This window comes from Xanthomonas campestris pv. badrii, from assembly GCF_012848175.1.
Taxonomy (GTDB): domain Bacteria; phylum Pseudomonadota; class Gammaproteobacteria; order Xanthomonadales; family Xanthomonadaceae; genus Xanthomonas; species Xanthomonas campestris_C.
The window spans coordinates 1683072-1696418 of the sequence record NZ_CP051651.1; the positions used below are offsets into that span (position 1 = coordinate 1683072).

General features: G+C 66.4%; 10 protein-coding genes and 1 tRNA gene. 9 read left to right on the plus strand and 2 right to left on the minus strand.

The annotated features are described in order from the left end of the window. Positions 1-222 precede the first annotated feature (222 nt). Positions 223-297, minus strand: a tRNA-Glu gene (locus HG421_RS07180). 49 nt (positions 298-346) lie between these two features. Between HG421_RS07180 and pcnB the strand changes: the two genes are divergently transcribed. The 8 genes from pcnB (at position 347) to HG421_RS07220 (ending at position 7234) form a co-directional block, all read left to right on the plus strand. Beyond that, on the plus strand, positions 347-1714 hold the full coding sequence (pcnB, locus tag HG421_RS07185; protein ID WP_169705828.1) for a polynucleotide adenylyltransferase PcnB: 1368 nt from the start codon (positions 347-349) through the stop codon (positions 1712-1714). 3 nt (positions 1715-1717) lie between these two features. Continuing rightward, positions 1718-2203, plus strand: coding sequence for a 2-amino-4-hydroxy-6-hydroxymethyldihydropteridine diphosphokinase (folK, locus tag HG421_RS07190; RefSeq protein ID WP_169705829.1), 486 nt, complete (start codon positions 1718-1720; stop codon positions 2201-2203). 35 nt (positions 2204-2238) lie between these two features. Further along, positions 2239-3054, plus strand: a complete 816-nt coding sequence (gene panB, locus HG421_RS07195; RefSeq protein WP_169705830.1) for a 3-methyl-2-oxobutanoate hydroxymethyltransferase — start codon at positions 2239-2241, stop codon at positions 3052-3054. After that, positions 3051-3893, plus strand: a complete 843-nt coding sequence (gene panC, locus HG421_RS07200) for a pantoate--beta-alanine ligase (protein WP_169705831.1) — start codon at positions 3051-3053, stop codon at positions 3891-3893. The genes panB and panC overlap by 4 nt, the downstream gene beginning before the upstream one ends. Positions 3894-4074: 181 nt before the next feature. After that, complete coding sequence (gene panD, locus HG421_RS07205; protein ID WP_022559012.1) at positions 4075-4455, plus strand: aspartate 1-decarboxylase; 381 nt, start codon at positions 4075-4077, stop codon at positions 4453-4455. Continuing rightward, complete coding sequence (gene pgi / locus HG421_RS07210) at positions 4452-5966, plus strand: glucose-6-phosphate isomerase (protein ID WP_169705832.1); 1515 nt, start codon at positions 4452-4454, stop codon at positions 5964-5966. The genes panD and pgi overlap by 4 nt, the downstream gene beginning before the upstream one ends. 293 nt (positions 5967-6259) lie before the next feature. Further along, complete coding sequence (locus HG421_RS07215; protein ID WP_169705833.1) at positions 6260-6604, plus strand: type II toxin-antitoxin system prevent-host-death family antitoxin; 345 nt, start codon at positions 6260-6262, stop codon at positions 6602-6604. Positions 6605-6607: 3 nt separating this feature from the next. Further along, entirely contained in the window at positions 6608-7234 is a 627-nt protein-coding gene (locus HG421_RS07220) for an AAA family ATPase (RefSeq protein ID WP_169705834.1), read from the plus strand. Positions 7235-8151: 917 nt separating this feature from the next. Here HG421_RS07220 and HG421_RS07225 read toward each other — a convergent pair. Then, positions 8152-10107 (minus strand): PhoX family protein, encoded by a 1956-nt coding sequence (locus tag HG421_RS07225; RefSeq protein ID WP_169705835.1) that lies wholly within the window; start codon positions 10105-10107, stop codon positions 8152-8154. 431 nt (positions 10108-10538) lie between these two features. On the opposite strand from HG421_RS07225, the gene HG421_RS07230 reads away from it, so the two are divergent. Then, entirely contained in the window at positions 10539-13154 is a 2616-nt protein-coding gene (locus tag HG421_RS07230; protein WP_169705836.1) for a glycoside hydrolase family 3 protein, read from the plus strand. Positions 13155-13347: the final 193 nt, after the last annotated feature.

Consider the following 13347-nt stretch of genomic DNA (forward strand, 5'->3'; position numbering starts at 1 on the left):
TCCGTGGGGCATTGCGCGGCAGCCAGCCTGGCAACGGCAACCGATCTCGACCGATGGGGCGGGGCAGGATTTGCCGATAAAGGGCGCAGGCATTGATTCCCTCAGTCCCGCGCGGTGGCGGGCCTATAAAGACTCACGCCCTGATCGCCTGGGAAATGCGCAGCCCATAACGCAAAAACCCCGCAATGCGGGGTCTTGGCGTACTCTGCGGTAGGACGAACGTGGTGCTCCCTAGGGGACTCGAACCCCTGTTTTAGCCTTGAGAGGGCCACGTCCTAACCATTAGACGAAGGGAGCGTTTTTGTCGCGTCTTGTGCAGCGCGCTAGTATAGTGAGGTAATAGCCGTTGGGCAATCCTGCAACACAAGACGGAAGCGCCATCATCGAACCCTCAGTTACATCCCCGTTCACGCTGCGCGTCATCCCGCGCGATCAGCACACCATCTCGCGCAAGGACATCAGCCCCAACGCGCTGCGCGTGTTGTACCGCCTGCGCGAATCGGGCTTTGGCGCCTATCTGGTGGGCGGCGCGGTCCGCGACCTGCTGGTCGGCGGCCACCCCAAGGATTTCGACGTGGCCACCAGTGCGACGCCGGAAGAGGTCAAGGCGCTGTTCCGCAATTGCCGCCTGATCGGCCGCCGGTTTCGCCTGGCGCACGTAGTGTTCGGCCGCGAGATCATCGAAGTGGCCACCTTCCGCGCCAACGTCGATGACGGCAGCGGCGACCGCGAGCTGGATAACGGTCGCCTGGTGCGCGACAACGTCTACGGCACCATCGAAGACGACGCGATCCGCCGCGACTTCACCTGCAACGCGCTGTACTACGCCATCGAGGATTTTTCGGTGCGCGATTACTGCGGCGGGTTCGAAGACGTGCAGGCGCGGTTGATGAAGCTGATCGGCGACCCGGAACTGCGCTACCAGGAAGACCCGGTGCGCATGCTGCGCGCGGTGCGGCTGGCGGCCAAGCTCAACTTCGAGATCGAGGCCGGCACCGCCGAGCCGATCCCGCGCCTGGCCGGGCTGTTGTCCGAGGCAGCGCCAGCGCGTTTGTTCGAGGAAATTCTCAAGCTGTTCCTGTCCGGACACGGCGTGGCCAGTTTCGAAGGCCTGGAGCGTTATGGCCTGCTCGGTGCGCTGTTCCCGGAAAGCGCCGCAGCCCTGAAATCCAATCGCAGCGGTGCACTGCGCGCAATGGTGCTGGAAGGCCTGCGCAATACCGATGCGCGCGTTGCCAACGACGAGCCGGTGTCGCCGGCGTTCCTGTTCGCGCTGCTGCTGTGGCCGGCGTTCTGCCGCACCCTGATGGGGTTGCAGGCGCAGGGCGTGCAGCCGGAGGATGCGCAGCGCCGTGCCGCCGACCGCGTCACCTTGCACCAGCTGGAACGGGTGGCATTGCCGCGGCGTTTTTCGCTGCCGATGCAGGAAATCTGGTTGCTGCAGACGCGCTTCTCCTCGCGCCAGCGCAAGCGCGTGTTCCGCACCTTGTCGCATCCGCGCTTCCGCGCGGCCTTCGATTTCCTGGCGCTGCGCCAGTTCGCGTCGCCCGACCATGCGGCCGATGTCGAGTTCTGGCGCGAGGCGCAGACCTCCTCCGGCCAGGAGCTGGTGGATGCCATCGAATCGGCGCAGGCCGACCACGAGGGCGAGGGCGGCGCGCCGCGCAAGCGTCGCCGTCGCCGCCGTCGCACCGGCGCACCGGCAGGCGAGTAGGGCATGCACACCGCCTTTGTCGGCCTGGGTGCCAACCTGGGCCCGGCCGAGGCCAGTGTCCGTGCGGCCATCGCCGCGCTGGAGGCCGTGCCGCAGTCCACGCTGGTAGCGGCCTCGCGCCTGTACCGCACCCCGGCCTGGGGGCGCGAAGACCAACCCGATTTCATCAACGCCGTGGCCCAGCTGCAGACCGGGCTTGCCCCGCTGGCGCTGCTGGATGCCTTGTTGGGCATCGAACGGGCCTTTGGGCGCGAACGTCTGTCCGGCGAGCGCTGGGGCCCGCGCACGCTGGACCTGGATCTGTTGCTGTACGCCGACCAGGTGCTGGATCTGCCGCGGCTGCAGGTGCCGCATCCGCACCTGCATGCGCGCGCCTTTGCGCTGCTGCCGCTGTCCGAGCTGGCGCCGGAGGCGATCATTCCGGGTCATGGAACAGTGCGGCACGCCCTGCAAACCATCGATGCCTGCGGGCTGGAGCCGATTGGGTAGATAATGGCCGGCTCATCACCCCACGTAATGACTTCATGAGCAGCCATAGCGACAGCAAGCCCTGGACCGTGCCCGCCCTGGCCGAGGCCAAGCGGGCGGGTCGAAAACTGGTCATGTTGACCGCCTACGACGCCGGCTTTGCGCGCAGCTTCGACGCCAACGGCGTGGACCTGATCCTGGTCGGCGACTCGCTGGGCATGGTGGTGCAGGGACACGATTCCACCTTGCCGGTGACCACCGCCGACATGGTCTACCACACCGCCGCAGTGGCACGCGTGCTGGAACGCGCGTTGCTGGTGGCCGACCTGTCGTTCCAGGCCGATGCCACTCCCGAGCGGGCGCTAGATGCCGCCACCCAGCTGCTGCAGGCCGGTGCGGAGATGGTCAAGATCGAAGGCGCCGGGCACAAGCTCGAGGTCATCCACTACCTGGTCGAGCGCGAGATCCCGGTGTGCTCGCACCTGGGGCTGACGCCGCAGTCGGTGTTGCGGTTTGGCGGCTACAAGGTGCAGGGCCGTGGCGAAGCCGGCGAGCAACTGCGCCGCGATGCGCAGGCGGTGGTCGACGCCGGTGCCAGCCTGGTGGTGCTGGAATGCGTGCCGACGCCGATCGCCGCGCAGATCAGCGCCGAGCTGCAGGTGCCCACCATCGGCATCGGCGCCGGCCCCGGCTGCGACGGCCAGGTGCTGGTGATGCACGACATGCTGGGCCTGGACAGCGGCCATCGCCGTCCCAAGTTCGTCAAGGATTTCCTGGCCGAGGGCGGCTCGGTGGCTGGCGCGGTGCGTGCCTATGCGCAGGCCGTGCGCGATGGCAGTTTCCCCGATGCAGAGCACGCGTACGCCGCATGATCCAGACCATTACCGATCTCTCCGCCCTGCGCGCTCTGGTTACCGGCTGGAAGCGCGAAGGCCTGCGCGTGGCGCTGGTGCCCACCATGGGCAACCTGCATGCCGGCCATTACTCGTTGGTGATGCTGGCGCGCCAGTACGCCGACCGCGTGGTGTCCAGCGTGTTCGTCAACCCGACCCAGTTCGGGCCGAACGAAGATTTCGCCCGCTACCCGCGCACGCCGGAGGCCGACCTGCGCGGCCTGGAAGATGCCGGCTGCGATGCGCTGTGGCTGCCGGACGTGGACACGATGTACCCGCTGGGTACCGCGCTGGCCACGCCGATCCATGCGCCGGGCGTCAGTGACGTGCTCGAAGGCGTGTGCCGCCCAGGCCATTTCGACGGCGTCTGCACCGTGGTGGCGCGCCTGTTCAACCAGGTGCAGCCGGACGTGGCGGCGTTCGGCAAGAAGGATTACCAGCAGCTGGCGGTGATCCGGCAGATGGTGGCCGACCTGGCGTTTCCGATCGAGATTCTGGGCGGCAGCATCGTGCGCGAGGCCGATGGCCTGGCGATGAGCTCGCGCAACCAGTATCTGTCGGCCGACGATCGCCCGGCTGCCGCGCAGATCCGCAAGGTGCTGCTGCAGATGCGCGACAGCTACGCGGCCGGCACGCCGCGTACGCAGGTCGAACAGGCCGCTACCGGCGCGCTGCAGCAGGCCGGATTTCAGGTCGATTACGCGGTGGTGCGGCTGCCGGACCTGAGCGAGCCGGGCGAAGGCACCGCCGGTGCGCGCGTGGCGCTGATCGCCGCACGGCTGGGCAGCACCCGCCTGATCGACAACCTGGAGTTCTGAGCCGGCCGAGCGTGCGCCGGCAGCCGGCGTGGTGGCCGGCATCGGTGACCGGTCCTGGGAGAGGTCAGGCCGTCGCCTTGTCGTGGGCCTGAAGCCCTCACCACCGGCGGCCGCGCCAGCCGGTGGGCGCGGGCGCTTTCCGCTAAAATGCCGGCTTTCCTTTTGTCGTTGCCTTCCGTCCATGCACCTGTCCCTGCTGAAAGCCAAGATCCACCGCGCCACCGTCACCCACTCCGAGCTCAACTACGAAGGCTCGATCGCCATCGACGGCCTGCTGCTCGAAGCGACCGGCATCCGTGAGTTCGAACAGGTCCATATCTGGGACGTGACCAACGGTGCGCGCTTCAGCACCTATGCCATCCGTGCCGAAGACGGCAGCGGCATCATGTCGCTCAACGGCGGTGCTGCACGTCACGTGCAGGTGGGCGATCTGATCATCGTGGCGGCGTTTGCCAGCATGAGCGAAGACGAAGCCAAGACCTTCAAGCCCAATCTGGTATATGTGAACGCGCAGAACGCGATTTCCCACACCAACCACAGCATCCCCACGCAGGCCGCATGACACAGACCAACGGATTCGACGCGCTTCACGCCCACGCCCAGCGCCTGCGCGGCGCTGCCATCCCCGCATTGCTTGCCGCCGAGCCGCAGCGGCCCACGCAGTACGCCAGGCAAGTCGGTCCGTTGTATTTCAATTTCGCGCGGCAGAAGTACGACCGCGCCGCGCTCGATGCCTTGTTCGCCATTGCGCGCGAACGCGATCTGGCCGGTGCGTTCCAGCGTCTGTTTCGTGGCGAGCAGGTCAATGTCACCGAACAGCGCGCTGCCCTGCACACCGCATTGCGTGGCGACCTGACCGACGCGCCGGTGGCCTCGAAGGCCTACGCCACTGCCGCAGAAGTGCGGCAGCGGATGGGCGCGTTGATCCAGCAACTCGAAGCCACCGACGTCACCGACATCGTCAGTGTCGGCATCGGTGGGTCGGACCTGGGCCCGCGCCTGGTGGCCGATGCGCTGCGCCCGGTCACCGGTGCGCGCTTCCGCGTGCATTTCGTGTCCAACGTCGACGGCGCGGCGATGCAGCGCACCTTGGCGACGCTGGACCCGGCGCGCACCGCCGGCATCCTGATTTCCAAGACCTTCGGCACCCAGGAAACGCTGCTCAATGGCGGCATCCTGCATGCCTGGCTCGGTGGCAGCGAGCGCCTGTATGCGGTGAGCGCCAACCCCGAACGCGCCGCCAAGGCGTTCGACATCGCCCCAGGCCGCGTGCTGCCGATGTGGGATTGGGTGGGCGGGCGCTACTCGTTGTGGTCGGCAGTGGGCTTTCCGATTGCGCTGGCGATCGGCTTCGAGCGTTTCGAACACTTGCTGGAGGGTGCCGCGCAGTTCGACGCGCATGCGCTCAATACGCCGCTGGAAGAAAACGTTGCAGTGCTGCATGGCCTGACCGCGGTGTGGAACCGCAATCTGCTCGGCAGTGCCACCCATGCGGTGATGACCTATGACCAGCGCCTGGCCTTGTTGCCGGCGTATCTGCAGCAGCTGGTGATGGAGAGCCTGGGCAAGCGCGTCAAGCTCGACGGCTCGGCGGTGGATAGCGACACCGTGTCGGTGTGGTGGGGCGGTGCGGGCACCGATGTGCAACACAGCTTCTTCCAGGCGTTGCACCAGGGCACCAGCGTGGTGCCGGCCGATTTCATCGGCACCGTGCACAACGACGACCCGTATGCGGAAAACCATATCGCGCTGATGGCCAACGTCCTGGCGCAGACCGAGGCCTTGGCCAATGGCCAGGACAGCAGCGACCCGCATCGCAGCTATCCGGGCGGCCGCCCGAGTACGGTGATCCTGCTCGACGCGCTGACCCCGCAGGCGTTGGGTGCGCTGATCTCGATGTACGAGCACAGTGTCTACGTGCAGTCGGTGATGTGGGGCATCAATGCGTTCGACCAGTTCGGTGTCGAACTGGGCAAGCAGTTGGCCAGTCAGCTGCTGCCGGCACTAAAGGGCGAATCTGCCGATGTCGCCGACCCGGTGACGCGCGAGCTGCTGGGCAAGTTGCGCGGCTGAGCCTGGCACAGTGCGCGTGACAAGGAACGGGGCCTGCGGGCCCCGTTTCCGTTTGGAGCAGCCCAACGAGAGGAGTGCGCTCACCCAAGCGGGCGAGGCCGATGCTTGGCGCGGCATGGACCACGCGTGCATCCGGGTCTGAGGGCCGTCTGCGCCCATCTGACAGCTGTCTGCTGCGTATCAATCAGCCGTACTTGGTTCGGCACTTTTTTCCACCCAGGCTAAAATGGACAAATTTCCCAAAATGGGTATTTTGGCGTAGCCTGAGGTTACTCACTTCGCAGGACCGCCCCATGTCCCGTCATCAGGATTTGCCCGAGCTCGAAAGAGCGCCAGCGGCCGAGATCAAGATCAAGGGCTGGCCCAGCCTGATGCGCAAGGTGCGCACCCACGGCGCGGTCGTCATCACCAATCACAATCATCCCGAAGCGGTGGTGGTGGATGCCGAGGAATACCGGCATCTGGTGCAGCAGGCCAGCGCGCTTGCCGGTGCGACCACGCGCGCGCAGTCGCTGCAGGCCTTGCAGGCCAGATTCGACGCGCATCTTGCCGCGGTGACCGATGGCGCAGTGCTGGCCCAGGTGATCGCCAAGCCCGCACGCCGTGGCCGCAGGGTCGCCTTGGGCCCGTCGCTCTGATCGATGGGAAACATCCTGGTACTGGCGGGCGTCAACGGGGCCGGCAAGAGTTCGTTGCTGGGTAGCTTGCTGCAGGAAGACGGCGCCAGCTGGTTCAACCGGGATGCGTTCACCAGAGCGCTGGTGGAGCAGGGCTGGACACTGGAAGATGCCAATGCGCAGGCCTGGCACGAGGGCGTACGACGGCTGCGCCAGGCGATGTCCGATGGCAGCGATTACGCCTTTGAAACCACATTGGGCGCGAACACCATTCCGCGCTTGCTGCGCGAGGCCTGCGCGCAGCACACGGTGGCGATCTGGTTCTGCGGTTTGTCGACGGTGGAGCTGCACATCGAACGTGTTGCAGTGCGGGTCGCCGCTGGAGGCCATGCGATCGCAGAGCACAGGATCCGCGAGCGCTTCGATGCCTCGCGCGCCAACCTGATCGCCTTGCTGCCGCATCTGTCGGTGCTGCACGTCTACGACAACAGCGCACCGGCCGATGCCGCAGGGCAGGTGGCGCCGTTGCTGGTGCTGGAACTGGACCGCAGCGGTCTGCAATACCCGCAAACCCCAGAAGAATTGGCACGGGTGCCCGATTGGGCCAAGCCCATCGTGATGGCGGCACTGGAAACGCGCGGCGTGCTTTGACGCGCATCCGGTCCTGCAAGCGGTGAGGGCGCCACGCACCGGGCGCACTCAGCTTCTGGCCGTATCCAAACACTTCTACGACTCAAATCCTTGGCTGTTTTTAATCCTGTATTTGGATGGATTGAACGTTTCGGATAGATCAAATGCTGAGCGAATGATTTGCAGCATGGCTGCAAGGACCAGTCGGGATGGTCGGTGTGCATGTTTTTCAATGAAGCAGCCAGCAAACGCTGTGGTGCGGTGCCCTTACCGCTTGCGGGACCCTGTGGCGGCATGGATGCCGCCACGGAGCCTACACGGACGTACTTGCGGCGTGTCCCGCGAGCGGTAAGGGTACCGCGCTCTCGACGCACCAGGCGTTTGACTGCATCCGAGAGGATGACGACATCCTGCGCAGCGCTGTTCAACGTGGCAGAAAATCCAGTGGATGCTTCAGTCACTTGCGACAGGGCCGCGGCTTGGCTGCAAGGCCCTTGCCCGCCCACCATCGCGGGACACGCCGTGAATCCGTCCATGGAGGCTCTTATGCGGCATCCATGCCGCATGAGGTCCCGCGACGGTGGGCGGGCAAGGACCAGTCGGGCAGGTCGGTGTGCAAAGTTTCAACACGGCAACGAGTAACCCTTGACCGCGCGACCTGATGTCCTTTGCTCTTCAAAGAACCGACAGCCAACTCTCCGGTGCGGTGTCCTTACCGATTGCGGGACCGTGTGGCGGCATGGATGCCGCCACCGAGCCTACATGGACGTACTTGTGGCGTGTCCCGCGGGCGGTGAGGGCACCGCGCACTCGACGCTGCGCGATGGCCATACATCAGCGCGCCATCATGCAAGCGCCGGTCGCGCAGTGGATACGACCGACGAAAGAAGATGCCGCTCGCAGCGCCTTGCCAGCACTGCGAGCGACGACGCCTGCGCTTATGCCTTGCTCAATTGCACTGCCACCGGGTCGCCTGTGAGATATCCCACCGCGGCGCCGAAGCGGTTCTTGTAGTTGGCGCGTACCAGCGGGTCCAGCGTCGCCTTGACGGTGTCGTGCAGCGGGCTTTCCCAGTCGCCCGGATGCTGGAAGTTGCTCATCACGTAGGTCCAGCCGTGGATCTGGTCCACCGCGTGCAGGCCGGTGGATTCGGCGCCGGCCGGCACCGAGAGCAGGCGGGTCAGCGTGCCGTTGTCCACGTGGTAGGCCCACAGGAAATTATTGACGTGCAGGCTGCTGTCCTCGCCGATGAACAGGGTGCGCAGTGATTCGGAGAACTTGAGGTTGTCCGGGTTGGCCAGCCGGTCGGGATCGGCCAGATTGCCCAGCGCGTCCGGCTGCGCCAAGTCGTGGCCGGTCAGGGCGGCGGGAGCGGCCATGTCGATCGGCACCCAGTCGCTGTGGATCGGCGCACCGCTGTTGTCGCGGCGCCCGCCGCGCAGGTTCAAGGCATACACCGCGCCCGCATCCGGACCTTCCACCTTCACATCGCCCGAGCCGTTGCGCATGCTGGTGACGATGTAGGACATGGCCATGTAGGCGATCTTGTCGCGGGCGTTGACGGTGGTGCCTTCGAGCTTGGTGAAGCCCAGGCTGCCGCCGGCCAGCGCGGCATAGCGGTGGGTTTCCAGATAGGTGGCGGCCTTTTCCATGCCCGGCTTGATGCGGATCCAGTTAAAGGTGCCGTTGAACGGGATCTTGGTAAAGCTGGCATCGCCCGGGTCGCTCAGGTGCACGTCGAGGATGTCGGCGGCGGTGAGGCGGTCGGCCAGCGCTTCGATCTCGGCGCTGGTGGCGTGGCCCAGCCTGATCCAGCTCAGCGTGGCCGCGCCCGGGCCGACGCCGGAGGTCTGGTGCCACTTGCCGACGTACAACGTGCCGGCGGAAAGGTCGGCCTTGCGGTCGGCGATGAACATGAACAGCCCGCCATTGGTGGCGTCGTCGCCCATCAGCACGGTGCGCTGGTCGGGCATCACCTGCACCAGCTCGTGCGAGATGCGGCCCAGGCAATAGTGCTTGCGCACGCTCCCCGTTCCGTCTGGATGGACGGTGATTTCCGGCAGATGGCCGTAGTGATACGGGTTGGCTTTTTCCGGGTCGCCGTACAGATGCGTGCTGTAGCTGCGGAATTGCGTGTTGCCGGCCAGCGCGGTGGCGTCGGGTTCGTACTCTTCGCTGGACAGGTGGGTATTCCACGGCGACAGGCTGGCGCCGCAGGTGGTCCACAGCCCGTGCACCGGGGCGGTGTCGACGTTGTGGTACTTCACCAGCGACAGCTTGCCGGTGGCCGGGTCCTGGTCCAGCGTCAGCACCGCGATCGGCGCGGGCAGATGACGATTGGTGTCGTTGCCGGCCTGGTCGCGGGTGGTGTATTCGAACTGCACCACCGCGAACACGTGGTTGCCCTTGACGCCCGGGACCTTGGCGTCGCGCAGGGTCAGCAGCGAGGAACCATCCGGGCAATCGGAAAAGAACGGTCGTTCGGCGCCGGGCTTGGAGCGGTCGATGATGGGGCGATGCTGGATGTCGTAGTAGCCGCCGGCCAGTACGGTGCCGCCCTTGCCGTCGGGCACCTGGTCGCCGGTGACGAAGAAGGGCTGGTAAGCCAGCGCATAGCGTTGGGTGCTGCCGTCGCTGCGGGCCACGCTCAGCGACGAGCCCACCGTGGTGGTGGCCATGGCGGCAGGGTTGGCCAGGCTGGGCGCGGGCATGCCGTGGAAGGTGGCCGAGACCAGGCGGGCGGGGGTTTCCGAAGGCCGCAGCGGGCGCGCGGCCAGTGCGGCGCTGCCTAGCTGCTGGAACGCGGCGGCGCTGGCGCTGCCGAGCGGCAACAGGGGAACGGCCGCCATCATTTGCATGAGGCGGCGACGGGAGGGATCGGGGGAGGCGGACATCGAAACTCCAGGCAAAGACGACGATCAACGATGGCCAGTGGCGCATCGGCAAGCGGTCACGCTAGGCCCGGGATATGACAGTTGTTTGACGGCGAGCTCACCCGTTGGCGTCGGTTCGGACGTCGCCTGGAAAGCAGGCGCGACCAGAGCGCCGCGAGGCGCAGCGCTGCGCAGTACGCCTCGATTCCTGTGGTGCGATGCAGCAAAGTGCGGAGTCGCGCAAGGCCAAGCAGCGCGCCGGATTCAGCGAATTTCCGTGGTTTGACAGGTGCTGCCGGTATTCCAAGCCTATAGCTCCGGCCAATAAGTTGGCCGCGATTTGGCATACGGGAGAGCGCGGTTGACAGGGTAGCTGAATCACGTGAGCGTACGCCGCCTGAAGGCCTGCGGCGCATGCATCGCGGCAGGAGACACCCCTGGAGACCCGGATCTTGGACAAGCTGCTTCGCCGTACTGCTGCGCCCGTCGCGCGCCGCGCTCTTTCTCTTGCCACCGCTGCGGCGGTGCTGATGCTGGCGGCCTGCCAAGGCAAGGACACCACCACCGCCGAGGCCGGCACGACCGCGCCGGCTGCAGCGCCTGCCGAGGCCTCCACCACCATCCATCCGGACCAGTGGCCATCGCCGAAGTGGCCGTTCGCGCAGGACGCGGCGCTGGAGCAGCGCATCACCGATGTGATGGCCAAGATGAGCGTGGAAGAGAAGGTCGCCCAGACCATCCAGGGCGATATCGCCAGCATGACCCCGGACGACGTGCGCAGGTACCGCATCGGTTCGGTGCTGGCCGGCGGCAACTCCGATCCGGGCGGCAAGTACAACGCCAGCCCGGCCGAATGGTTGAAGCTGGCCGATGCCTTCTATGAGGCGTCGATGGATACCTCCAAGGGCGGCAACGCGATTCCGATCATCTTCGGCATCGACGCGGTGCACGGCCAGAGCAACATCGTCGGCGCCACGTTGTTCCCGCACAACATTGGCCTGGGGGCCACGCGCAACCCGGAGCTGATCAAGAAGATCGGCGAAGTCACCGCCGCCGAAACCCGCGTCACCGGCATGGAGTGGACCTTCGCGCCGACCGTGGCGGTGCCGCAGGACGACCGCTGGGGCCGCAGCTACGAAGGCTATTCGGAGTCGCCCGACGTGGTGGCCAGCTTCGCCGGCAAGATGGTCGAGGGCGTGCAGGGCACACCGGGCACGCCGCAGTTCCTGGACGGCAGCCACGTGATTTCCTCGGTGAAGCATTTCGTCGGCGACGGCGGCACCACCGATGGCAAGGACCAGGGCGACACCAAGGTGTCCGAAGCCACCATGCGCGACATCCACGCGGCCGGGTATCCGCCGGCGATCGCGGCCGGTGCGCAGACGGTGATGGCCTCGTTCAACAGCTTCAACGGCGAAAAGATGCACGGCAACAAGGTCATGCTGACCGACGTGCTCAAGGGCCGCATGAACTTCGGCGGGTTCGTGGTCGGCGACTGGAATGGCCACGGCCAGGTCAAGGGCTGCAGCAACGACAACTGCCCGGCCTCGTTCATTGCCGGCGTCGACATGGCGATGGCCGCCGACAGCTGGAAGGGTATCTACGAAACCGAACTGGCCGCGGTGAAATCCGGCCAGATCTCGGCCGAGCGCCTGGACGATGCGGTGCGCCGCATCCTGCGGGTCAAGCTGCGCCTGGGCCTGTTCGACGCCGGCAAGCCGTCCAAGCGTCCGCTCGGTGGCAAGTACGAATTGCTGGGGGCGCCGGAGCACCGCGCCATCGCCCGTCAGGCGGTGCGCGAGTCGCTGGTGCTGCTGAAGAACCAGGCCGGCATCCTGCCGCTGGATCCGAAAAAGCGCGTGCTGGTGGTTGGCGATGGCGCCAACGACATGGGCAAGCAGTCCGGTGGTTGGACGCTGAACTGGCAGGGCACCGGCACCAAGCGCAGCGACTACCCCAATGGCACCACCATCTGGGAAGGCCTGGACAAGCAGATCAAGGCCGCCGGCGGCAGCGCCGAGCTGGCCGTGGACGGCGCCTACAAGACCAAGCCCGACGTGGCGGTGGTGGTGTTCGGCGAGAATCCATATGCCGAGTTCCAGGGCGACATCGCCACCCTGCTGTACAAGCCGGGCGACGAGAGCGAGCTGGCGCTGCTGAAGAAGTTCAAGGCCGACGGCATTCCGGTGGTGGCGGTGTTCCTGAGCGGGCGTCCGCTGTGGATGAACCAGTACATCAACGTGGCCGATGCCTTCGTCGCCGCGTGGCTGCCGGGTTCGGAAGGCGAGGGCATTGCCGATGTGCTGCTGCGCAAGGCCGATGGCAGCGTGCAGAACGACTTCAAGGGCAAGCTCAGCTTCTCCTGGCCCAAGACCGCGGTGCAGTTCGCCAATAACGTGGGCCAGAAGGATTACGACCCGCAGTTCAAGTTCGGCTACGGCCTGACCTACGCCGACAAGGGCGACCTGGCGGCGCTGCCGGAAGACTCGGGCGTGTCCGGCGAGCAGTCGGTGGGCGGGGTGTACTTCGTGCGCGGCAAGCCGGCGCTCGGCATTGCGATGCAGCTGTCCAACGCGGGCCAGTCCAACATGCCGGCGACCACGCTGCCGGTGGGCCTGTCCGATGGCAGCCTGAAGATGACCGCCGTCGACCACAAGGCGCAGGAAGATGCGCGCCGCCTGGTGTGGTCCGGTGCCAAGACCGCCAGCGTGCTGCTGGTCTCCGGCAAGCCGGTGGATGTATCGCGTGAGAGCAACGGCGATGTGCAGCTGCAGCTGACCGTGCGCCGCGACAGCGCAGTGAGCGCGCCGGTGTGGCTGGGCGTGGGCTGCGGCGACAAGTGCAGCGGACGCGTCGATGCGCAGAAGACCCTGGCCGCACTGCCGCAAGGCCAGTGGAAGGTGGTGGGCATTCCGCTCAAGTGCTTTGCCAAGGCCGGTGCCGACGTGACCAAGCTGACCCAGGTCGCCAGCATCGAAAGCGGCGCAGCACTGGATCTGTCGGTGTCGAAGGTGGCGCTGGGTGCGCTCAACGAAGCCGAAGTCACGGTGGATTGCCCGGTCAAGTAATCCCCCATGCCCGGAGGCACGCTTCCGGGCACGGTGCAGGTCAAGCGAATTAAGTGCGTCGCCGCGTCCGGCGACGTGTCAGAGCGGCCACCGATCGCGGTGGTGCCATCAGCCGCCGCGGGGGCGGTGTTGTCGATCGGCCGGGATGGCCTGCAGACGCGGTTCGCCGCGCTGCCGTTGCGCACCGGGTGCG

What these genes read in the sequence shown, in the direction of transcription:
- panD (WP_022559012.1), top strand. Translation starts at nt 4,075, where the DNA reads ATGCACCTGTCCCTGCTGAAAGCCAAGATCCACCGCGCCACCGTCACC.
- folK (WP_169705829.1), top strand. Translation starts at nt 1,718, where the DNA reads ATGCACACCGCCTTTGTCGGCCTGGGTGCCAACCTGGGCCCGGCCGAG.
- pgi (WP_169705832.1), top strand. Translation starts at nt 4,452, where the DNA reads ATGACACAGACCAACGGATTCGACGCGCTTCACGCCCACGCCCAGCGC.
- HG421_RS07225 (WP_169705835.1), bottom strand. Translation starts at nt 10,107, where the DNA reads ATGTCCGCCTCCCCCGATCCCTCCCGTCGCCGCCTCATGCAAATGATG.
- HG421_RS07220 (WP_169705834.1), top strand. Translation starts at nt 6,608, where the DNA reads ATGGGAAACATCCTGGTACTGGCGGGCGTCAACGGGGCCGGCAAGAGT.
- panB (WP_169705830.1), top strand. Translation starts at nt 2,239, where the DNA reads ATGAGCAGCCATAGCGACAGCAAGCCCTGGACCGTGCCCGCCCTGGCC.
- HG421_RS07215 (WP_169705833.1), top strand. Translation starts at nt 6,260, where the DNA reads ATGTCCCGTCATCAGGATTTGCCCGAGCTCGAAAGAGCGCCAGCGGCC.
- panC (WP_169705831.1), top strand. Translation starts at nt 3,051, where the DNA reads ATGATCCAGACCATTACCGATCTCTCCGCCCTGCGCGCTCTGGTTACC.